The sequence below is a fragment of the Microbacterium sp. NPDC079356 genome, assembly GCF_049545465.1.
Classification (GTDB): Bacteria; Actinomycetota; Actinomycetes; order Actinomycetales; family Microbacteriaceae; genus Microbacterium; species Microbacterium gawkjiense.
The window spans coordinates 17,374-38,647 of sequence record NZ_JBMWDN010000006.1 but is presented as its reverse complement, the minus strand read 5'-3'; the positions used below and the strand labels follow the sequence as shown (position 1 = coordinate 38,647).

22 protein-coding genes are annotated in these 21,274 nt (G+C 71.0%); 9 read left to right on the top strand and 13 right to left on the bottom strand.

The genetic code is table 11. The features are described 5' to 3' along the window. Positions 1–12 precede the first annotated feature (12 nt). Positions 13–1,323, top strand: coding sequence for a DUF4032 domain-containing protein (locus tag ACPEH0_RS12800; protein ID WP_217531415.1), 1,311 nt, complete (start codon positions 13–15; stop codon positions 1,321–1,323). Between the two features lie 6 nt (positions 1,324–1,329). Here ACPEH0_RS12800 and ACPEH0_RS12795 read toward each other — a convergent pair whose 3' ends face one another. The 3 genes from ACPEH0_RS12795 to cysS are packed head-to-tail and all read right to left on the bottom strand — an operon-like array spanning position 1,330 to position 4,414. Continuing rightward, positions 1,330–1,968 carry an NAD(P)-dependent oxidoreductase gene (locus ACPEH0_RS12795; protein ID WP_217531416.1) on the bottom strand — a complete coding sequence of 213 codons (639 nt, stop codon included), beginning with the start codon at positions 1,966–1,968 and terminating at the stop codon, positions 1,330–1,332. Positions 1,969–2,028: 60 nt separating this feature from the next. Further along, on the bottom strand, positions 2,029–3,015 hold the full coding sequence (gene rlmB, locus ACPEH0_RS12790) for a 23S rRNA (guanosine(2251)-2'-O)-methyltransferase RlmB (RefSeq protein WP_217531417.1): 987 nt from the start codon (positions 3,013–3,015) through the stop codon (positions 2,029–2,031). After that, positions 3,008–4,414: a cysteine--tRNA ligase gene (gene cysS / locus ACPEH0_RS12785; RefSeq protein ID WP_217531418.1), complete on the bottom strand. Its 1,407-nt coding sequence runs from the start codon at positions 4,412–4,414 to the stop codon at positions 3,008–3,010. Before cysS ends, rlmB begins: the two co-directional genes overlap by 8 nt. A 58-nt stretch (positions 4,415–4,472) precedes the next feature. Between cysS and ACPEH0_RS12780 the strand changes: the two genes are divergently transcribed. Next, positions 4,473–5,399, top strand: coding sequence for an EamA family transporter (locus tag ACPEH0_RS12780; protein WP_366214344.1), 927 nt, complete (start codon positions 4,473–4,475; stop codon positions 5,397–5,399). Between the two features lies 1 nt (position 5,400). Continuing rightward, positions 5,401–5,868 (top strand): GNAT family N-acetyltransferase, encoded by a 468-nt coding sequence (locus ACPEH0_RS12775; RefSeq protein ID WP_366214343.1) that lies wholly within the window; start codon positions 5,401–5,403, stop codon positions 5,866–5,868. Positions 5,869–5,877: 9 nt separating this feature from the next. Here the strand turns inward: ACPEH0_RS12775 and ispD are convergent, their stop codons facing one another. The 3 genes from ispD to ACPEH0_RS12760 form a co-directional block, all read right to left on the bottom strand. Continuing rightward, positions 5,878–7,068: a 2-C-methyl-D-erythritol 4-phosphate cytidylyltransferase gene (gene ispD / locus ACPEH0_RS12770; RefSeq protein ID WP_366214342.1), complete on the bottom strand. Its 1,191-nt coding sequence runs from the start codon at positions 7,066–7,068 to the stop codon at positions 5,878–5,880. After that, positions 7,065–8,342: an acyltransferase family protein gene (locus ACPEH0_RS12765; RefSeq protein ID WP_366214341.1), complete on the bottom strand. Its 1,278-nt coding sequence runs from the start codon at positions 8,340–8,342 to the stop codon at positions 7,065–7,067. The genes ispD and ACPEH0_RS12765 overlap by 4 nt, the downstream gene beginning before the upstream one ends. A 97-nt stretch (positions 8,343–8,439) precedes the next feature. Beyond that, entirely contained in the window at positions 8,440–8,922 is a 483-nt protein-coding gene (locus ACPEH0_RS12760) for a CarD family transcriptional regulator (RefSeq protein WP_036313590.1), read from the bottom strand. Positions 8,923–9,056: 134 nt separating this feature from the next. On the opposite strand from ACPEH0_RS12760, the gene ACPEH0_RS12755 reads away from it, so the two are divergent. After that, on the top strand, positions 9,057–9,542 hold the full coding sequence (locus ACPEH0_RS12755; RefSeq protein ID WP_366214340.1) for a DNA modification methylase: 486 nt from the start codon (positions 9,057–9,059) through the stop codon (positions 9,540–9,542). 58 nt (positions 9,543–9,600) lie between these two features. Here ACPEH0_RS12755 and ACPEH0_RS12750 read toward each other — a convergent pair whose 3' ends face one another. Next, on the bottom strand, positions 9,601–10,284 hold the full coding sequence (locus ACPEH0_RS12750; protein WP_064003132.1) for a response regulator transcription factor: 684 nt from the start codon (positions 10,282–10,284) through the stop codon (positions 9,601–9,603). Then, positions 10,281–11,468 carry a sensor histidine kinase gene (locus ACPEH0_RS12745; RefSeq protein ID WP_217531423.1) on the bottom strand — a complete coding sequence of 396 codons (1,188 nt, stop codon included), beginning with the start codon at positions 11,466–11,468 and terminating at the stop codon, positions 10,281–10,283. The genes ACPEH0_RS12750 and ACPEH0_RS12745 overlap by 4 nt, the downstream gene beginning before the upstream one ends. Positions 11,469–11,644: 176 nt before the next feature. On the opposite strand from ACPEH0_RS12745, the gene phoU reads away from it, so the two are divergent. Further along, entirely contained in the window at positions 11,645–12,316 is a 672-nt protein-coding gene (phoU, locus tag ACPEH0_RS12740) for a phosphate signaling complex protein PhoU (protein WP_359921109.1), read from the top strand. A 67-nt stretch (positions 12,317–12,383) separates the two neighbouring features. On the opposite strand, the gene ACPEH0_RS12735 is transcribed toward phoU, so the two are convergent. Beyond that, a complete protein-coding gene (locus ACPEH0_RS12735; RefSeq protein WP_359921112.1) occupies positions 12,384–13,133 on the bottom strand; it encodes a phosphoglyceromutase in 750 nt (249 codons plus the stop codon). A 41-nt stretch (positions 13,134–13,174) separates the two neighbouring features. Here ACPEH0_RS12735 and ACPEH0_RS12730 point away from each other — a divergent pair, with 41 nt between their 5' ends. Continuing rightward, complete coding sequence (locus ACPEH0_RS12730; RefSeq protein ID WP_359921115.1) at positions 13,175–13,999, top strand: class I SAM-dependent methyltransferase; 825 nt, start codon at positions 13,175–13,177, stop codon at positions 13,997–13,999. A gap of 10 nt (positions 14,000–14,009) precedes the next feature. Here the strand turns inward: ACPEH0_RS12730 and ACPEH0_RS12725 are convergent, their stop codons facing one another. The 4 genes from ACPEH0_RS12725 to ACPEH0_RS12710 form a co-directional block, all read right to left on the bottom strand. Continuing rightward, positions 14,010–15,074: an FUSC family protein gene (locus tag ACPEH0_RS12725; RefSeq protein WP_366214339.1), complete on the bottom strand. Its 1,065-nt coding sequence runs from the start codon at positions 15,072–15,074 to the stop codon at positions 14,010–14,012. Between the two features lie 32 nt (positions 15,075–15,106). After that, positions 15,107–16,186, bottom strand: coding sequence for a YgfZ/GcvT domain-containing protein (locus ACPEH0_RS12720; protein ID WP_366214338.1), 1,080 nt, complete (start codon positions 16,184–16,186; stop codon positions 15,107–15,109). Then, on the bottom strand, positions 16,183–16,788 hold the full coding sequence (locus ACPEH0_RS12715; RefSeq protein ID WP_366214336.1) for an FABP family protein: 606 nt from the start codon (positions 16,786–16,788) through the stop codon (positions 16,183–16,185). The genes ACPEH0_RS12720 and ACPEH0_RS12715 overlap by 4 nt, the downstream gene beginning before the upstream one ends. A gap of 171 nt (positions 16,789–16,959) precedes the next feature. After that, positions 16,960–17,250 carry a hypothetical protein gene (locus ACPEH0_RS12710; protein WP_064003125.1) on the bottom strand — a complete coding sequence of 97 codons (291 nt, stop codon included), beginning with the start codon at positions 17,248–17,250 and terminating at the stop codon, positions 16,960–16,962. A gap of 117 nt (positions 17,251–17,367) precedes the next feature. Here ACPEH0_RS12710 and ACPEH0_RS12705 point away from each other — a divergent pair, with 117 nt between their 5' ends. The 3 genes from ACPEH0_RS12705 (at position 17,368) to ACPEH0_RS12695 (ending at position 21,224) form a co-directional block, all read left to right on the top strand. Continuing rightward, on the top strand, positions 17,368–18,054 hold the full coding sequence (locus tag ACPEH0_RS12705; RefSeq protein WP_064003124.1) for a response regulator transcription factor: 687 nt from the start codon (positions 17,368–17,370) through the stop codon (positions 18,052–18,054). Between the two features lie 66 nt (positions 18,055–18,120). Then, positions 18,121–20,289 (top strand): RNA degradosome polyphosphate kinase, encoded by a 2,169-nt coding sequence (locus ACPEH0_RS12700; protein ID WP_366214335.1) that lies wholly within the window; start codon positions 18,121–18,123, stop codon positions 20,287–20,289. Then, positions 20,286–21,224 (top strand): NUDIX hydrolase, encoded by a 939-nt coding sequence (locus ACPEH0_RS12695; RefSeq protein ID WP_366214334.1) that lies wholly within the window; start codon positions 20,286–20,288, stop codon positions 21,222–21,224. The genes ACPEH0_RS12700 and ACPEH0_RS12695 overlap by 4 nt, the downstream gene beginning before the upstream one ends. Positions 21,225–21,274: the final 50 nt, after the last annotated feature.

Genomic DNA, 21,274 nt, shown 5'->3' with positions numbered 1-21,274 from the left:
GGAGGTCACCGCGTGGTCCATTCCCTGAGCATCACCGCCAGCAGCGTCGACGCAGGGCTCCTCGCCCTGCCCTGGTCGACCCCGCTCGGCGAGTGGCCGAGCGACGCGATCGTCTCGCTCCCCAAAGGCCTCTCCCGCCACCTCGTGCGATTCGCGAGCCTGTCGGGGCGGGTGATCGCGGTGAAGGAGACGACCGCCGAGATGGCGCGCCGGGAGTACGAGATGCTCGGCTCGCTCGGCCGGCTCGACGTGCCCTGCGTGAGTCGGGTGGCGGTCATCGACGGGCGGCGGACACCCAAGGGCGAGCCGCTCCCGGCCGCGCTCGTCACCGCGCACCTGCGCTTCTCCCTCCCCTACCGCGCCCTGTTCACCCAGGTGCTGCGTCCCGACACGGCGACGCGGCTGGTCGACGCACTGGCGGCCCTGCTCGTGCGCCTGCACAACGTCGGCTTCTTCTGGGGCGACGTGTCGCTGTCGAACACGCTGTTCCGACGGGATGCCGGGGCCTTCGCCGCGTACCTGGTGGATGCCGAGACGGGCGAACTGCACGAGGGCGGCCTCACGCGGGGTCAGCGCGAGCACGACCTCGACGTCGCCCGCACGAACATCGCCGGCGAGATCATGGACCTCGAAGCCGGTGGCCGCCTAGAGGGCGGTGTGGATGCCGTCGCCATCGCCGACGGCATCATGTCCTCGTACCGCTCCCTGTGGAGCGCCCTGACGGAGACCGAGACGTTCGCCGCGAACGAGACCTGGCGCATCACCGAGCGGGTGCAGCGGTTGAACGGCCTCGGCTTCGACATCGGCGAGATGTCGATCGACGAGACCGCCGACGGCACGAAGGTCCTCATCCAGCCGAAGGTGGTGGATGCCGGCCACCACCAGCGCCGCCTCCTGCGCCTGACGGGTCTCGACGTCGAAGAGAACCAGGCGCGCCGTCTGCTCAACGACATGGACGAGTTCGCCGCCCGAGTCTCGCGCCTCGGCAGCGACGAGGAGATGGTCGCGCACGAGTGGCTCACGCGGGTGTTCGAGCCGGTGGTCAAGGCGATCCCGTGGGAGCTGCGGAGCAAGCTCGAGCCCGCCGAGGTGTTCCACCAAGTGCTGGAGCACCGGTGGTACATGTCGCAGGCGCGCGGTACGTCGATCCCGATCGCGGAGGTCCTGTCGTCGTACATCGACGACGTCCTCCGTCACCGCCGCGACGAGGCGACCGTGATGGGGCCGCCGACCGAGACGATGGCCGTTCCGGTCGTCACCGCCGATCTGCCCCTCCCCGACGAGGACGACGAGGAGCAGGTCGACTGGCGCGACCTCGTCTGAGCGGGGTCAGTACCCGACGGTGAACCGCTCGTTGCGGTGCTTCGGCGACTCGATCTCGTCGAGGACGGCGATCGCGAAGTCGGCACCGGAGATGAAGGACTCGCCTTTGTCGTCGGTGACAATGACGTCGCCGCCGTCGCGGTACGAACCGGTGCGCTCCCCCGGCGCCCAGGCGCCGAATCCGCCGGCCGGGTGGATGTAGAACCACTCGCGGCCGGTCGTGTCGGCCTGCAGGTCTTCGAGGATGCCGATGGCCTCCATCGCTTCGGGCTTGATCTCCTCGGGAAAGCCGCTGTCGATCACGCGGGGCCCACCCGGGGCGACGAGGCTCCCTCCGGCGCCGCCGACGACACCGACCCGCACGGACAGCGGAAGCTCGCGGATCAGCTCGGTGACGGCATCCCGCATCTTGCCGGCCATGTCACCGCGCGGCGACGTCGCGAACACGACGACCTCGACGCCCTCCAGCTCGGCGACGAGCGCGGGCGCGTCGAGGAGCGTGCCCTCGACGTAGGTCGCGCCGTCGACGCGTTCGGCGGGGAGCTTGCGGGCCACGGAGACGACCGTGTGGCCGCGCTCGGCGGCCTCGGCGACGATGTGGCCGCCGGCGTAGCCGGTGCCACCGATCACAGCGATACGGGTCATGGGATGCGTCCTTTCGCAGTCGGTGACGTCAGTCTGGCGCGCGTTGCTCCGCCTGGGCTCTCACTCGGACGCCGCGCGCAGCGTGGCGACCTGGTAGAGCGCGACGGATGCCGCGATGCCGGCGTTCAGGGATTCGGTCGCCGCGTTGATCGGGATCGACACGATCTGATCGCACGTCTCGGTGACCAGGCGCGAGAGACCCTTGCCCTCGGAGCCCACGACGATCACGACGGGGCGGTCGGCGAGCTCGAGCGCGGGCAGGGAGACATCCCCGCCGCCGTCCAGACCCAGGATGAAGACACCCTGCTTCTTGAACTCCTTGAGCGTCGTCGTGAGGTTCGGCGCGATGGAGACGGGGATGCGGGCGGCCGCCCCCGCGCTCGTCTTCCACGCGGCGGAGTTCACGCCCGCCGAGCGGCGCTGCGGCAGGATGATCGCCTGCCCGCCGAACGCGGCGGTGGAGCGGATGATGGCACCCAGGTTGCGGGGATCGGTGACGCCGTCGAGGGCGACGAACAGGGGCAGCTGGCCGCGGTCGATGACCTGCTCGAGCAGGTCCTGCGGGTGGGCGTACTCGTACGGCGGAACCTTGAGCGCGACGCCCTGGTGCACACCGTCGAACCCGGCCATCCGGTCGAGCTCCTGACGGGTGACCTCGAGGACGGGGATGTCGCGGTTGGTCGCGATCGAGAGCATCTCCTTGACGCGGTCGTCCATCTCGACGCGCTGCGCGATGTAGAACGCGGTCGCGGGGATCTTGGCGCGGAGCGCCTCGAGCACGCTGTTGCGCCCGGTCACGGTCTCGGTGTCGTCACCGGACTTCGCCTTGGGCGCGCGACCGCCCGTGGTCTGACGGATCTGCGGTTTGCCACCGGCGGCGACGAACCGCTCCTTGGCGGCCTTGCGCTTCCCGGCGGGGTGCCAGGCGCGGTCCTCGGCCTTGGGGGTCGGGCCGCGCCCTTCGAGCGAGCGCTTGTTCTTGCCGCCGGATCCCTTCGTAGGACCCTTCTTGCCGCGTCCGGCGGACGGGTTGCCTGGCTTAGCCATTGTTCAAACTCCAATGGGTCCCTTCGGGACCGTCTTCGAGGACGACGCCGGCCGCCGCGATCGCGTCGCGGATGCGGTCGGCTGCCGCCCAGTCTTTCGCCGCGCGGGCCTCCGCGCGCTGGTCGATCATGGTGGTGATGAGGGCGTCGAGGGCGGCGTCCGTGGCGGCGCCGTAACCGACCGCTGTCGCGGAATCGTCTGCGGGAAGTCCGAGGACCTGCAACATGGCGACGACGCTCCCCCGGTGCGTGATGGCGGTCGCCAGGTCCCCCGCATCGACCGCCGTGTTGCCACGGCGCACCGTGTCGTGAAGCACGGCGAGCGCCTGCGGCACGCCGAGGTCGTCATCCATCGCCGCCGCGAACGCGTCCGGGATCCATCCCGGTCGCAGTGCCGTCGCGGGATGTTCGGTCGCCCGGAGGACGCGCTGCAGGAACGAGTCGATCCGACCGAGCGCCGCCTCGGCCTCGGCGAACGTCGAGGCGGAGAGATCCAGATTCGAGCGGTAGTGGGCGGCGAGAAGCGCGTACCGCACCACGACGGGGTCGTTCTCCTCCAGGACGTCCTCGGCGAGCAGGAAGTTGCCGAGCGACTTCGACATCTTCTGATCGCCGACGGTGACGAGGCCGTTGTGCACCCAGTACCGGGCGAACGGATCACCGGCGGCGGCCGACTGCGCGAGTTCGTTCTCGTGGTGCGGGAAGCGCAGGTCGAGACCCCCGCCGTGGATGTCGAACTCGGGCCCGAGGTAGCGCCGGCTCATCGCCGAGCACTCGATGTGCCAGCCGGGACGGCCCGATCCCCAGGGCGATGCCCATGCGGCATCCGCCGGTTCGCCCTCCTTCGCGCCCTTCCACAGGGCGAAGTCGCGCGGATCGCGCTTGCCGCGCGGATCGGCGTCGGCGGCGGACTCCATCGCGTCGACGGACTGGCGGGTGAGCGACCCGTACTGCGGCCAGGACCGCACGTCGAAGTACACGTCACCTGCAGCGGCGTACGCGTGGCCGGCCTCGATGAGGCGTTCGATGAGTTCCTGCATCTGCGGGATGGATGCCGTCGCCCGGGGCTCGTACGTCGGGGGCAGGATGCCGACCGCGGCATACGCGCGCGAGAACTCGAGTTCCATCCGGTACGCCAGCGCCCACCAGGGCTCGTCGTCGGTCGCGTTCGCGAGGACCTTGTCGTCGATGTCGGTGACGTTGCGGACGAACGTGACGCGACCGAAACGGTGGACGAGCCACCGACGGAGGACGTCGAAGCTCAGCGCCGCGCGGACGTGGCCGATGTGCGGCCCCGACTGGACGGTCGGCCCGCAGACATACATCGTGACGTTTCCGGGGTCGGCGGGCGCGAAGTCGCGCAGCGCCTGAGCCTGGGAGTCGTAGAGCCGAACCGTCACCGGTCCATGCTACCGGCGGGTGGCGGAGGCACCCGCGTCGAGACGATAGAAAAGGAGGGTGCTGCATCTGCTCGCCGTCCTCGCCGCCGCGCTGCTGTTCGGGACGACGGGAACCGCCAACGCCCTCGGTCCGGACGACGCCTCGACGCTCTCGGTCGGCGTCGCGCGGATGGTGGTCGGCGGCATCGGGCTCGCTGCCCTCGCGTTCCTCCTCGCCGCCCGGTTCCGCCGGCGGACGCCCGACCGGCCGCGGCCCGCGCTCACCTGGCGCCCGCTCGCGCTCATGGCGGCCACGGGGGTCGCGATCAGCCTCTACCAGCCGCTCTTCTTCCTCGGCACCGAGACCAACGGCGTCGCCGTCAGCACCGTGATCGCGCTCGGGTCCGCTCCCGTGCTCGCCGGCATCCTCGAATGGGCGATCTCGCGCCGGGTGCCCTCCGGATTGTGGATGGCGGCCACCGCCCTCGCCGCGGTGGGTGTCGTGCTGCTGGGGATCGGCGGCGGGTCGGGCACGGGTGGTGTCGACGGCGCGGGTCTCGCCGCCGCCGTCGGCGCCGGCGCCTGCTTCGCCGTGATCGCCAACGCGCAGCGGCGCCTGCTCGACGCGGGATGGGACGCCTTCACCGTCGTGGGATCGATGGGTGTCGGGTCGGCCGTCCTGTGCGCCGCGGCGATCCCCTTCGTCGACCTGAGCTGGGCGGCGACGCCGTCCGGGCTCGCGATGGCGCTCTGGCTCGGTCTCGCGACGATCTCCCTCGCCTATGTGCTCTTCACGTGGGGCCTCCAGGGGCTGACGGCGGCGACGGCGGCGACGCTGACCCTCGGCGAACCCCTCACGGCGACGGTGCTCGGCGTGACGGTGCTCGGCGAGGGGCTCTCCCCTCTCGCGGTGACGGGCCTCGTCGTCCTGGCTGCCGGTCTCGTGACGCTCGCCTGGGGGTCGCGGCGACCCCGCGACCCCGCCCCGTTCGCCGTGGAGGCCTGACGTGCCCGCTCCCCTCGACATCCGCCTCGACGACCTCACCGGGCCGGCCAGCACCGCCCTCGTGCGGCAGCACCTCGCCGGCATGCACGCGCAGTCCCCCGCCGAGAGCGTGCACGCCCTCGACGTCGGCGCGCTGCGGCATTCGTCCGTCACCGTCTGGTCGGCGTGGCGGGAGGGCGAGATCGCCGGGATCGGAGCCCTCGCCCGTCTCAGCGCGACGGATGGCGAGCTGAAGTCGATGCGGGTCGCCGACGCCCATCTCGGCACCGGCGTCGGCCGCGCGATCCTGCGTCACATCCTCGCCGCGGCCCGCGCCGACCGCCTCACCCGGGTCTGGTTGGAGACGGGGTCGGATGCCGCGTTCCTCGCCGCGCGCACGCTGTACGCGAGTGAGGGGTTCGTCGAGTGCGAACCGTTCGGCGACTACCGCCCGGATCCCGCCTCGACCTTCATGACGCGAGAGCTCTGAGCCGCGAGGTCACGCCGGCATGACGACGGCCACCGCGAACGCCGCGACGCCCTCTCCGGTACCGGTGAATCCGAGCCCGTCCGTCGTCGTCGCCGAGACCGCGACGGGGGCGCCCAGCGCCTCGGACAGCACCCGTTCCGCCTCCGCGCGCCGCGCGGCGAACCGCGGCCGGTTCGCCTGCACCTGCACGCTGACGTTGCCGATGCGCCATCCCGCCTCGCCTGCGAGGGCGCGGGTGCGGGCGAGGAACGCTGCGGCATGAGCACCGGCGTACTCGGGCTGGTCCGTGCCGAAGTGCGTGCCGATGTCGCCGAGCCCTGCGGCGGCCAGCACCGCGTCGACGATCGCGTGCGCGACGGCATCCCCGTCGGAGTGCCCGTGGAGTCCCGGCGCCCCCGGCCACTCCAGGCCGGCGAGCCACAGCGTGCCGTCGCCGCCGAAGGCGTGGACATCGGTACCGATCCCGACCCGCGGGATCGCGACCGGCGCCGCGGGGACGACCGGCGGGATCGGCGAGACGAGCCCGCGTGCCCGGTCGAGGTCGGCCGACGTCGTGATCTTGAACGCCCGCTCGTCGCCGGGGACGGTGCGCACGACCGTGCCGGCGGCCTGCAGCAGGGCGGCGTCGTCGGTGTGGTCGGCGGCGGCATCCCGATACGCGTCGTCGAGGACGGCGCGACGGAAACCCTGCGGGGTCTGCGCCGCGGCGAGGACCGACCGGTCCACCGGCTCGACGACCGTGTCGGCGTCGATCCGCTTCAGGGTGTCGACGACGGGCAGCACGGGGATGACCGCATCCGACCCCGCGGCGACCGCGTCGATCACGCGGGCGAAGACCTCGGGCGGGGTGAGCGCGCGGGCGGCGTCGTGGACGAGGACGATCTCGACGTCGGGCCAGACCGCGGCCAGTCCCGCCGCGACCGACGCCTGCCGGGTCGCGCCGCCGGCGACGACCGAGACCAGGTCACCCCGATCACCGGCGGCCTCGTGGGCCTCGGTCGTGGCGTCGCCGACGCGGTCGGCGGGTGCGACGACGACGACCTGCGCCTGGGGTGCCGCGAACACGCCGCGCAGCGCGCGACGCAGGATCGTGTGCGCATCGATCCCCACGAACGCCTTGGGCGCGTCGGCCCCGAGCCGGGTGCCCGACCCCGCGGCGACGACGATGACGGCCACACGGGGAACGGGGATGATGCTCATGCCTCCGAGCGTACCGACGCGTGTGCGCGCGGGCGGCGCCGCAGGAGGAACACGGCGACCGCCAGCAGCACGGCACCCCCGACCGCGATCGGCAGGTCGAGGAACCACTCCATCACCGCGAACGGCGGGACGAACGCGCACACCCAGGCGAGGGCCACGACCGCCCGGGGCGGTGTCGACCCGAGCGTGCCGAGGGCCTCCCACCGTGCGATGGCGAGAGAGAGCACGAGCAGGACGGCCAGCACGACGACGAAGAGGATCGGCCGCGACCACCACCAGGCCTCGGACGCCGGTGTCGGCGCCGCCCCGGGGATGAGCAGGCTGACGCCGGTGAGGGCCAGCATCACCGGCAGGTGCCAGAGGTAGATCGTCATGAGCCGGGACCCGAGGACGAAGACGGCCCCCTGCATCGCGCGGAGCGACATGAGGCGCGCGAGCGCCGGCTTGAGCAGTCGCAGCAGGCACGCCTGGGCGATCCCGAGGACCACGAGCGGCACCGTCGGCGGATTGAGGTTACCGAGCATGCTGGTCGAGTACGGTCCGACCGCCGTCAACGACCACAGGAGCAGATAGCAGGCGGCCGCGATGCCGGCGAGGGTGAGCGGATGCCGCCGGTCGAACCATCCGTCGGCGTACCAGAACCCGAACTGCTGCACGAGAGGCCAGACGAACAGCAGGTTCAGCAGGCCGACCTCTTCGACACCCGACGAGAATCGCACCAGGTCGACCACGACGACACCCAGCGCGAGGACGACGAGCGTCGCCAGCGGACGGCGGGCGTGGCAGGCCGCGAGGAACGGGACCGCCGCCTGGCACAGGAGATACGCCGCGAGGAACCACAGCGGCGACCCGGCGCCCACGGCGGCATCCGACACGAGCTGCGCCGGCAGACCGGCCGCCGTGGCGACGCCGAGGACGACCGCGAAGAAGACGAAGAGGGGCAGGGCGGGCTGCGCGAGACGGAGCGTGCGCGTGCGGATGAAGCCGGCGGCATCCCCGCCCTTCGCCGTCCATGACCGCCAGCCGGTGGCCGCGGCGAATCCGCCGACGACGAAGAAGAGCGGCATGATCTGCCCGATCCACGTTGCCGCATCGAACCACGGCTGCTGTTCGGCGGGGCGGGATGCGACGAGACCGCCGTCGGGTCCGGGTCCGATGCCGACCTGCACGAGGTGTACGACGATGACGAACAGGACGCAGACGACCCGGGCGAGGTCGAGGGTGAGGTCCCGCCGCGAGAGGTCGACGGCGGCGGGCGCGGCGCGGGTGGTCACGGCCTCATCATGGCGCGCGCATCGCCCGAACGCACGCATGCCGTCCCGCGGCAAACGAAGAACGGCCGGCTGAGCAGCCGGCCGTTCTTTCGTGGTCTCAGGAGGCGAGGACCTCGTCGAGGACGCTGGACGCTTTCTCCTCGTCGGCCTTCAGTGCCAGCGCGATCTCGGAGATGAGGATCTGCCGCGCCTTCGCCAGCATCCGCTTCTCACCCGCGGAGAGCCCGCGGTCCTGGTCGCGGCGCCACAGGTCGCGCACGACCTCGCTCACCTTGATGACGTCACCCGACGCGAGCTTCTCGAGGTTCGCCTTGTAGCGACGCGACCAGTTGGTCGGCTCCTCGGTGAAGGGTGCGCGCAGGACGTCGAAGACCTTCTCGAGCCCGTCCTTGCCGATCACGTCGCGGACGCCCACGAGATCGACGTTGTCCGCAGGGACCTCGATGATGAGGTCGCCCTGGGTGACGTTGAGCTTCAGGTATTTCTTCGTCTCTCCCTTGATGACGCGATCCTTGACCTCGATGATGGTCGCAGCGCCATGGTGCGGATAGACGACGGTTTCGCCAACCTCAAAAAGCATGCAGTTGTGTCCTTTCGGCAACCTCCAGAATACCACAGGCGACATACGCTAGAGTTCGCCGCCCCCTCCGCCCGGTCCCGCCGTCGTGACCCCATAGGATGAGAGGGCCGCCGTTCGTGTCATCTGGAGGATCCGTGAAATCGCGTCTCATCGCGTCCCTCGCCCTGGGCGCCGCCGTCGTTCTGGGAACCACGGGCTGCAACATGCTGGCCCCGCAGGCGACGACCATCCAGTACTCGGCGTCCGACGGCGTCAACATCCCCGAGTCCGGGCCGCTGAAGGTCCGGAACGCCATGATCATCGCCAACGAGGACGGCTCGCTGGGCAACCTCATCGCCGGCATCGTCAACGACACCGATGAGGACCTGGTCCTCAACGTCACCGTCGGCGACCAGCCGCAGCGCGTCGACGTCCCGGCGAACAGCACCGTCAGCCTCGGCGTGACGCAGGCTCCGCTCCTGTTCGACGACACCGGCAAGCCCGGCTCCGACGTCGACGTCTCGTTCCAGTCGGGCGAGGGCGAGGGCGTCCGCGTCGCCGTCCCGATCCTCGACGGCACGCTCCCCTACTACACCGAATTCGTCCCGACGCCCGCCGCGACGGCGACGACCACCGGCTGACACCCCCGTCACGAAGGCCCCCACCGCGAGGTGGGGGCCTTCGTCGTCGAGGGGGCGCTCAGGCCTCGAAGCGGTAGCCGAGTCCGCGGACGGTCAGCAGCATGACGGGGTCGCTCGGGTTCGTCTCGATGCGCGAGCGGATGCGCTTGATGTGGACGTCGAGCGTCTTCGTGTCGCCGAAGTAGTCACTCCCCCACACCCGGTCGATCAGCTGCCCGCGCGTCAGCACGCGGCCGGCGTTGCGCATGAGCAGTTCGAGGAGCTCGAACTCCTTGAGCGGCATCGAGATCTCCTTACCGTCGACGGCGACCGTGTGCCGGTCGATGTCGAGGGTCACGCGACCGCCCTGGATGATGCGGTCGTCGACGTCGAGCTCGTCGCTGTCCGCACGGCGCAGCACGGCGCGCATGCGGGCGAGCAGCTCACGCGAGGAGTAGGGCTTCGTGATGTAGTCGTCGGCGCCGAGCTCGAGCCCCACGACGATGTCGACCTCGCTGTCCTTCGCGGTCAGCATGATGATCGGCACCTTGGAGGTCTGCCGGATGACGCGGCACACCTCGGTGCCCGGCATCCCCGGCAGCATGAGGTCGAGCAGGACGATGTCGGCGCCGCGCGACGTGAACGCGTCGAGGGCCAGGCCGCCGTCCTCGGCGATCTCTACCTCGAACCCCTCCCGTCGCAGGAGGTAGGCGAGGGGGTCTGCGAGGTCGGGCTCGTCTTCGACGATCAGGACTCGGGTCATGAGGCTTTCCTTCTGCTGGGCGCCTTCGCGCCGATCTTCTTCTTCTTGGGCTTGCGGGTGGTGGACGTGTCGACGGCGGCGAGGGGCAGGCGGATCGTGAAGGTCGACCCGCGGCCGGGGCGCGACCAGAGGTCGACCGACCCGCCGTGGCGCTGGACGGCGTGCTTGACGATCGCGAGCCCGAGTCCCGTGCCACCGGTGCGCCGGGACCGGGCCTGGTCGGCGCGGTAGAAGCGCTCGAAGATGCGCTGCTGGTCCTCTTCGGGGATGCCGATGCCATGGTCGGCCACGGCGATCTCGACCGCGCCGTCGGCCTCCCGCACACCGACCCCCACCTGCGCTCCGGGCGGCGAGTAGGCGATGGCGTTGGCGAGCAGGTTGCCGACCGCCTCGGTGAGGATCTGGCGGTCGCCGCGGACGAACAGGCCGCGGTCGCCCCCGCGGGCGACGCTGATCTCGGCGGACTCCGCCGACACTGCGAGCGACTCGATCGCCGCGCGGACCACCTCGTCCACCGAGACGTCGCGCATCTCGGAGATCTCGTCGGCGGACTGCAGGCGGGAGAGGTTCATGATGCGGGAGGTCAGCTGCCCGAGGCGCGTCGCCTCGGCGCTCAGGCGCTTGACGAAGTGACGCACCTGCTCGGGGTCGTCGGCGGCGGACTCGATCGCCTCCGCGAGGAGGGTGACGGCGCCGACGGGGGTCTTGAGCTCGTGCGAGGTGTTCGAGACGAAGTCGCGCCGCATCTGCTCGACGCGCTCGCGCTCGGTGATGTCGCGGATGACGATGAGGGTGAGACGCGGGGTGATGACGCTCGCCCGCGCGGCCACGACGCGCGGCTCGACGCCGCGGTTGAGCGTCATGTTCTCGGTCGCGGGGAGCCCCGTTTGGCGGGCGCCGCGCACGAGGACGCGCAGCCGCTCGGCGTCGAGGCTCTCGTTCACCCGCAGCGAGAAGACCTCTGCCGTCGCGGAGGCGGCGAGGACGAGCATCGACGGATCGACGACGACAGCCGCGTCGTCCATGGCCTGCAGAACGGATGCCGTGCCCTCGGGGAGCTCGGTCGAGGTAACCAGCCGGGTGCGCTCCCGCGATCGCGCCGCATAGAACACGAGTGCGGCCGCACCACCGCCGACCAGGAGCCCCACGACGAGCGCCAGCAGCTCGAGCTGCGTCGAATCCATGACCCCAGCGTAGGGTGGGCACGCCCCCGCCATCGGACGGAAATCGGCCCGTAGGTCGGTCACCGCCGACTGTTCACCGTGTCGGCACCGACCGTTAACCTGAGCGCGGGAGGATGGCCGAGGTCTCTGCGCGACAGTCGCGCCCCTCACCCGCCCGCACGAAGAGAAGGTGCTCCATGCGCGAAGTTTTCCACCAGTCCCTCGAGGACGTGCAGACCCGTCTCGTCGAGATCTCCGAACTCGTCACCGTCGCCATCGAGAAGGCCACCCGGGCCTTCGCCACGAGCGACGTCGCCCTCGCCGAGGACGTCATCGACAACGACCAGGTCATCGATGACAAGGCCATCGAGCTCGACGAGCTCGCCATCGAGATCCTCGCGCGCCAGCAGCCCGTCGCGCGCGACCTGCGCATCGTCGTCGCGGCGCTGCGCGTGAGCGCCTCGCTCGAGCGCATGGGCGACATCGCCGAGCACATCGCCCAGCTGACGCGGATGCGCTTCCCCGAGCGGGCGGTCCCGAAGGGACTGAAGAACACGTTCACGAAGATGGGCGAGATCGACACCGAGGTCGCCCGCACCCTGGCCGACCTGCTGCGCACCGAGGACCTGTCGCTGGTGAGCCGCCTGCATGAGCTCGACGACCAGCTCGACGCACTGCACCTCGCGGTGTTCGAGAAGGTCCTGAGCGACAACTGGCAGGGCGAGGCATCCGCCACCGTCGACGCCACGCTGGCCTCCCGCTACCACGAGCGCTTCGGCGACCACGCCCTGTCGGTCGCCAAGAAGGTGTCGTACCTCGCGACCGGAACCTGGGCCGCCGACTCCGAGGGCGTCGACCTCGAGGTCTGAGCCGCCGCAACGACGAAGAGCGGATGCCGGGAGGCATCCGCTCTTCGTGTTCCCGGCGTAAGGCGGGTTACTTCTTGCCCTGCGAGGCGACCGCGGCGGCGCCGGCAGCGGCGGCGTCGGGGTCGAGGTACTCGCCCGGTCCGATCGGGACGAGGTTCTCGTCGAGGCGGTACACGAGCGGGATGCCGGTGGGGATGTTGAGCTCGGCGATGTCGTCGTCGCTGATGCCGTCGAGGTGCTTCACGAGCGCGCGCAGCGAGTTGCCGTGCGCGGTCACCATGACGGTCTTGCCCGTCTTCAGGTCGGGGACGATCTCGCCCTCCCAGTAGGGCAGCAGGCGGTCGATGACGATCTTCAGCGACTCGGTGCGGGGCACCTCGCCGTCGATGCCCTCGTAACGCACGTCGCCGACCTGCGTGTACGGGTCGTCGTCGGAGATGTCCGGCGGCGGGACGTCGAACGAGCGACGCCAGAGCATGAACTGCTCCTCGCCGAACTCCTCGAGGGTCTGCGCCTTGTCCTTGCCCTGCAGGGCGCCGTAGTGGCGCTCGTTGAGGCGCCACGACCGCTTGACCGGCACCCACAGGCGGTCGGCCGCGTCGAGGGCGATGTTCGCGGTCTGGATGGCGCGGGACAGGAGCGAAGTGTGCAGGATGTCGGGCAGCAGACCCGACTCCTTGATCAGCTCGCCGCCGCGCTGGGCCTCGGCCTTGCCCTGATCGGTGAGACGGACGTCCACCCACCCGGTGAACTGGTTCGACTTGTTCCACTCGCTCTGGCCGTGCCGGAGGAGGATCAAGGTGTAGGGGGCTGTCATGCCCGCAATCCTACCGGCGCGGCGGGTGCGATCATGGGGGCATGACGCGCTCCGATCCTGTCGTCGGACAGGTGACCCGGGGGACGACGAACACCAACCGCCTGCGCCGCGTCGACCGCTGGATCGCGCGGCATCCGGTGCTGCGCCGGACCGCCGATCCGCTCGTGGTGGATCTCGGCTACGGCGCGAGCGGGGTGACCGCGTTCGAGCTCGAAGCCCGGCTGCGGCGGGCGCGCCCGGACGTCGAGGTGCTGGGGCTGGAGATCGAGCCGGCCCGCGTGGAGCGCGCCCGCGCGCAGCTCGCGCTGATCCGTGCGGGGGCGGGGGTGTTCGCCGCGGATGCGCGCGTGTCGTTCGCGCGCGGCGGGTTCGAGGTGCCGGTGCCGGACGGGCGCCGCCCGGCGGTGATCCGCGCGTTCAACGTCCTGCGTCAGTACGACGAGGCCGACGTGCCCGCGGCGTGGGAACGGATGGCGTCGCGCCTGCGCCCGGACGGCATGCTCGTCGAGGGCACGTGCGATGAGCTCGGCCGGATCTCGACCTGGATCGAGATCGGACCGGATGCCGCGCCCCGCACGCTCACGATCTCGTTGCGGCTCGCGGGGCTCGACTCCCCCGCCGTCGCCGCCGAGCGGCTGCCGAAGGCGCTCATCCACCGCAACATCCCGGGCGAGCGGGTGCACGAGGTCCTCGACGCCCTCGATCGGGAGTGGACGCGGGCGGTCGCCGCGTCGTCGTTCGGCCCGGTCCAGCGGTGGCGCGCCGCCCTCGACGCGCTCGTCGCGGCGGGGTGGCCGATCGGCGGGCGGAGCCGGTGGCGACTGGGCGAGTTCACGGTGCCGTGGGAGGCCGTCGCGCCCCGATGAGCGGGGCGCGTCACACCCGCGGGAGCAGCGCGCGGGCTTCGTCGGGGCGCAGGCCCGTCGCGCATAGCAGGTCGGTCGCGAGCGGCCGCAGCGCCGTGATGAGGGTCTGGTCGCCGAGCGATCCGTCGGGGACGAGGGCGATCGGGTCGAGGCGGGCCGCCACCGCAGTGAGTACCTCGCGCGCCGCCGGCTCGTACGAGATGTCGGTCAGCGACGAGGCCACGAGGTTCGCGCCGCGTACGAGCTCGAGGAGCAGATCGGCGGCGACGTCGCGCTCGCGACCGTCGTCGCTCAGGTAGACGGCGCGCCGGGCGACGACGCGCAGGTTGCGCACCGCGAGGTCCATGGCCTGCCGCATCCGCTCGAAACGATCGAGCTCGAAGCGCTGGCGGCGGAGGAACGGCGAGATGCGGGCGATCGCCGCGCCCGACTCGACCGAGACCCGCCAGTCGTCGACGCGGCCCTGCAGCTCGCGCGCCTTCTCGAGCCCGCGCTCGGCGCGGACGCGGCTGCCGCGACGCAGGCCCTGCGCGACGGTGCCGGCGGCGCCCTCGAAGGCAGCGAACAGGCGCGTCGCGTCGGCGAGGGCGGTGCGGAGCGGGCTGCGCGGGATGAGGGCGGTGACGAGCAACGCCATCGCGCCGCCGGTGAGGGCGTCGAGCAGTCGCAGGAACGGCGTCTGCGAGGGGACGACGACCACGATGATCGACTGGATCGCCGCGGCGATCGCGAAGCCCGCCTGCGGCGAGACGAACCGCGCGATCGACAGGCTCACCCCGAGGGTGAGGGCGAGCTGCCACCACCCGCTGCCGGCCACGAAGACGACCAGCTCGGCGACGAAGACGCCCAGCACCATGCCGATGACGGTCTCGAGCACCCGCCACGGTCGGGCGTCGCGGACGAGACCGAGGCTCGAGATGGTGACGGTCGCCGCGATCAGCGGAGCCGGGTGCCCCAGTCCGTAGTGCGCGATCGAGAACGCGGCGCTCGCAGCGACCACGAGCTGCACGATCGCGACGGCGGACCCGCGCAGTCGCGCCCAGCCCTCGCGCGGATACCTCCGGGCGGTGGGCACCGGAACCGTGGTGGTCGGTTCGGGCGCCATCGTCAGCGGCGCTGCGACAGACGCGGCAGACGCGGGACGGATGCCGCACGCCCGGCATCCGGCGGAACGACGACCTCCTGCGCCGCGGCGATCTCGCCGTCCGCGACGGCCACGGTCAGCGCCGCGTCGACGGGGACGGACCGCTTCACGATCGCGAGGGCGATGGGGCCCTCCTCGTGGTGGCGGGCGACGGAGGTGATCGCTCCGACCTCGGCGCCGTCGAGGCGGACCGGTGCGCCCGGGTCGGGCAGCTCGGCATCCGAACCGTCGAGCTGCAGCGCGACGAGGCGACGCGGCGGGTGCCCGAGGTTGTGCACCTTGGCGACGGTCTCCTGGCCGCGGTAGCAGCCCTTGTCGAGGTGGACGGCCGTGCGCAGCCAGTCGACCTCGTGCGGGAGGGTCCGGCCGTCGGCCTCCGCGGCGGCGCGGGGACGCCACGCGGCGACGCGCAGCGCGTCGACGGCGAGGTGACCGGCCAGGCGGACATCGCCGCGGACGGCGGCGGCGGCGAGCTCGTCGAGGGTGGCCCGCGGCACGATCGCCTCGGCCCAGTCGCGCTCGGCACCGGGGTGCGGTTCGACCGGGGAGTATCCCCACCCACCGGGGCTCACGCAGGGCCACGGGTCGCGCCACACGACGGCGGCGCCCAGGGCGTCGACAGCGGCGGCGGTCCCGCCGACGACCGCGTGGTCGGTGGCGTCCTGCGGGTCGACGCGCAGGCGGAACCTCATCCGCGTCAGCCAGGTCAGCAGCGCGTCGGCGCGGTCGCGGTCGACGATGAGCCACGTGCGCTCCCCGTCGTCCACGACGGATGCCGCGTGCTCGACGTGCCCCTGCGGGTCGAGGACGAGCAACTCGGTGCCGACTCCGGGCGCGAGGGTCGTCAATGCCTGCGAGGTGATGGAGTCGAGCCACGAGAGCCGGTCCTCGCCGGAGACGGTGAGGACGGCGCGGTCCGCAAGGGGCGCGACCGCGGCCCCGCTCGCGAGGTCGCGCTGCTCCCGCACCGGGTTGCCGAGGTGGGCGAGCCCGCGGTCATCGAGGACAGCACCGGGCACGGCCGCGAAGGCGTCGGCGGTCATTGGATCCTCGCGAGTCGAGCGGAGGCGTGGGACGACAGGTCCGAGCCGAGCGCGGCGATGTCCCACGCCCACAGCAGGTGCCCGTCGACGAGCCCGTACATCCGGGTCGCGGCGCCGTACTCCTTGGCGCCCGCGGGGCGGACGATCGCGTCGGTGGCGATGTCGATGCGCGGACCGCGCACCTGGCCGAGGTAGAGCTCGCTGATGCCGTCGGAGTGCACGAGCGCGACCTCGATCTCGAAGCCGTCCTCCGCCGTGCGGAGAGCCTCGACGTCGTGCACCGTGCGCGCGTCGACGCGAGGTGCGAGGGCCGGCAGCAGCGCGGGCCCGGGATCCTGCTCGGTCGCGGGGCGGGACAGCCGCCAGTACCCGGTCTCGGCGACGAGGTCGCGGCGGCGGCCCTCGGCATCCTCGAACCAGGCGGTCGCCGCGTAGTTCAGGGCGTCGCCACCGTCATGGCTGAAGCTCACGCGGTGGGAGAACTCGCCCGACATCGTGCGACCCTGCGCGTCGTACTCGAGGACACCGGTGCCCTCCCACACGCCGAGGAGCCAGGAGAGCGGGACCAGATCAGCCGGAAGGTCGGTCGGCAGATCGATCACGATGTCAGCGCTGACCGCGGTAGAGGTTCCAGACGACGACGCCGGACACGAACGCGATCGCGAGCGATGCGAGGCCGAGCAGCCCGACGAAGAAGAGTTCGAGTGCGACGAGATCCATGCCGTCCACTTTAGCGGCCGGGAGCGGGCTCCCGGTCGGCGGATGCCGGTGGATCAGCTCGCGAAGAGTTCGGCGAGCGCGAAGCCGGCGCCGATGAGTCCCATCACCAGCATCGCGCCGAGGACGCTCGCCGAGATGCGCATGATGAACCCCTGCGACCGCCCCGACGCCAGCTGCACTGCGAAGGCGAGGAAGAAGCAGAATCCGAGACCGACCAGCAGCCACGCACCGCGCCAGTCGGGCTCGACGAACACGCCGACGGCGAGGGCGACGAGAGCGGCGGCCACCCAGACCGCGATCACTCCGGCGGCCCGTCGACGAGGGAGGATCTCGGGCGCGGTCATGATCCCTATTGTGACGCACCGGCGCGGGGCCCGCACGGCGGCGAGCCCGCGTCGCGGCGGCCGCGGGGCGAGCCCCTAAGATGAGACCGGTTCCGAGTCCGCACCGGAGGGTCCCCCTTGGCACAGTTGCTCGTCCTGAGCTCCGCCGCCGGCGGCGACTCCGTCCTGCCCTCCCTCGAACTGCTCAGCCACCGGGTCCGCCAGATCCCCGCCGAGGCGGCACAGCTGGTGAACGCCCCCAATGCGGACATCGTGTTCGTCGACGCCCGTAAGGACCTCGTCGCCGCGAAGTCGCTCTGCAAGATCCTGACGACGACGGGTCTCGACGCGCCGCTTCTGCTGGTCGTCACCGAGGGCGGACTCACCGCGGTCTCCCCCGACTGGGGTATCGACGACGTCGTCCTCGTCGGCGCAGGCCCCGCCGAGGTCGATGCCCGCATCCGCCTCGCCATCGGACGCGTGTCGAAGGAGCAGGTCTCCACCCGCATCCAGACCTCCGGCATCACGATCGACGAATCCTCCTACTCGGCGAAGGTGCACGGTCGCCCGCTCGACCTCACCTACAAGGAGTTCCAGCTCCTGCACTTCTTCGCAACGCACCCCTCGCGGGTGTTCACCCGCGAACAGCTGTTGAGCGAGGTGTGGGGTTACGACTACTTCGGCGGCACCCGCACGGTCGACGTGCACGTGCGCCGGCTGCGCGCGAAGCTCGGGGACCTCGAGCAGCTCATCGGCACCGTGCGAAACGTCGGCTACCGCTTCAACGTCTACGAGGACGAGCAGCTGCCGGGCTCCTCCGCCTGAGTCGGATGCCGCGGCATCCGAGACCGTGTTCACGCACACGTCACCGTCCCCTGCAATGATGTGGAGATGATCGACACCCAGGTTCACGACTCCGGACTGGGCGACGCGGACGACGACGACTTCGACGACGTCGTCGAAGCGTACGACTCGCAGCTGCCCGACAACCGCTACCTCGACCGCGAGCTCAGCTGGCTCGCATTCAATCAGCGCGTGCTCGAGCTCGCGGAGGATCCGAACCTGCCGACGCTGGAGCGCGCGAACTTCCTCGCGATCTTCGCCAGCAACCTCGACGAGTTCTTCATGGTGCGGGTCGCCGGCCTCAAGCGCCGCATCCTCACCGGCCTCGCCGTGCCGACCAACGTCGGCCGCGCTCCCCTCGATGTGCTGACCGACCTCGCAACAGCGGCGCACGCACTCCAGGAGCGTCACGCAACGGTGTGGTCCGAGCAGGTCCGCCCGGCCCTCGCCGACGCGGGCATCGAGGTCGTCTCCTGGGCTGAGCTGTCGGACCCCGAGCGGAGCACGCTCTACGACTACTTCTCGGCGCAGGTCTTCCCGGTACTCATGCCGCTCGCCGTGGACCCCGCCCACCCGTTCCCCTACATCTCGGGTCTGTCGCTGAACCTCGCCGTGCGCATCCGCAACGCGCGCACCGGCCGTCAGGAGTTCGCCCGTCTGAAGGTGCCGCCCATGCTCCCCCGCCTCATCGAGGTGGCGAAGAACGGCTCCACCGTGCGGTACCTGCCGATCGAGGAACTGATCTCCGAGAACCTCGCCGACCTGTTCCCGGGGATGGAGATCCTCGAGCATCACACGTTCCGCCTCACGCGCAACGAGGACGTCGTGATCGAGGAGGACGAGACCGAGAACCTCATCCAAGCGCTGGAGGCCGAGCTCCTGCGCCGCCGCTTCGGCCCGCCGATCCGCCTCGAGATCACCGAGGACATGGACGAGGTGACCCTCTCGCTGCTGCTCGACGAGCTCGACATCACCGAGAACGACGTCTACCGCCTGCCCGCCCCCCTCGACCTGCGGGGACTCTTCTCCCTGTCGCAGATCGAGCGGCCCGATCTGCGCTACCCCGCGCACGTGCCGAAGACCTCGACGCCGTTCCAGCCGGCGGAGCAGAACGGGCGCGCCGACATCTTCGCGGCCATCCGCAAGGAGGACGTCCTCGTCCACCACCCGTACGAATCGTTCACGACGAGCGTCGTGTCGTTCCTGCAGCAGGCCGCGCGCGACCCGCACGTGCTCGCGATCAAGCAGACGCTGTACCGCACCTCGGGCGACAGCCCCATCGTCGAGGCGCTCATCGACGCGGCCGAGAACGGCAAGCAGGTCCTCGCGCTCGTCGAGGTGAAGGCCCGCTTCGACGAGGCGGCCAACATCGTGTGGGCGCGCAAGCTCGAGAAGGCGGGCGTGCACGTCGTCTACGGGCTCGTGGGCCTGAAGACCCACTGCAAGCTCCTTCACGTGATCCGCGAGGAGGACGGCGTCCTCCGCAGCTACAGCCACATCGGGACGGGCAACTACAACCCGAAGACGAGCCGCATCTACGAGGACTACGGCCTGTTCACCGCGAACGAGCAGGTCGGTCGCGACCTGACCCGCCTCTTCAACGAGCTGAGCGGCTACGCGATCGAGAAGAAGTTCAAGCGGCTTCTCGTGGCCCCGCTCCACCTGCGCAAGGGCCTCCTCCGTCACATCGACGGCGAGCGCCGCAACGCGCTGGCCGGCAAGCCCGCCCACGTGCGCATCAAGGTCAACTCGATGGTCGACGAGCAGATCATCGACGCCCTCTACCGCGCCAGCCAGGCCGGGGTGAAGGTCGACGTCTGGGTGCGCGGCATCTGCTCGCTGCGCTCGGACCTGCCGGGGGTCAGCGACAACATCACGGTGCGCTCGATCCTGGGGCGCTACCTCGAGCACTCCCGCATCTTCACGTTCCACAACAACGGCGACCCGCAGGTCTTCATCGGCAGTGCCGACATGATGCACCGCAACCTCGACCGCCGCGTCGAGGCGCTCGTGCGGGTGACCGAGCCCGCGCACGTGAACGAGTTGATCTCGCTGTTCGAGCTGGCGATGTCCGACACCACGAGCTCGTGGCACCTCGGCGCCGAGGGCGAGTGGACGCGGCAGCATCTGGATGCCGAGGGCCACCCGCTCGTCGATCTGCAGGAGAAGACGATGTCGCAGGTGCTCCGCCGCCGGCGGGCGCGGGCGGTGCGATGACGGAGACCGCGGTCTACGCCGCGGGCGGCGTCGTCTGGCGGATGGTGGACGGCAAGCTGCTCGTGCTGGCGATCCACCGCACGAAGTACCGCGACATCACCCTGCCCAAAGGCAAGGTCGATCCCGGTGAGACCCTCGCCGAGACGGCCGTGCGCGAGATCTTCGAGGAGACCGGCATCCGTGTCCACCTCGGGGTGCCCGTCGGAATCTCGAAGTACCGCCTCCCGAGCAAGCGGACGAAGATCGTCCACTACTGGAGCACCGAGGCGACCGAGGAGGCGATCCGCGGGTCGTCCTTCGTGCCGAACCGCGAGATCGCCGCGATCGAATGGCTCACCCCGAAGAAGGCGCTCGAACGGCTGAGCTATCCGGTCGACGTCGAGATCCTCGAGAACTTCCTGCGCCTCGTCGACGACGGCGTGCTCGCGACCTTCCCCGTCGTCGTGCTGCGTCACGGCAAGGCGACTCCCCGCGAGGACTGGAAGGGGAAGGATTCCGCCCGCCCCCTCACCGACCGCGGCAAGCGCCAGGCGAAGGCGGCCGTCGGGCCGTTGCGGGCGTTCGGCATCCGTCGGGTCGTCTCGAGCGACGCAGTCCGCTGCGTCGACACCGTGGCACCGCTCGCGAAGGCGCTGGGCCGCGACATCCGTCGGACCGAGCTGATCTCGCAGGATGCCTGGGAGGAAGGACATGCGGATGTGCGCGCCGTCGTCGGCAAACGCGTGAGGTCGCGGAAGGCCGCTGTGCTGTGCTCGCACCGACCGGTGATCCCCACGATCATGAGCGAGCTGGCGCTGGCGACCGGGAGCCTGAAGGGCTCGTACATCGAGAGCGCCGCCGACCTCGAGGTCGGCGGGTTCTCCGTCGCGCACCTGTCGGCGACGAACCCCGGCTCGGGCATCGTGGCGATCGAGACGCATCCCCCGAAGGTGTGAATCGGCTGAGCGAGAGGCGTTCGGACCCGACCCGTTCACCTGTCGTTCAC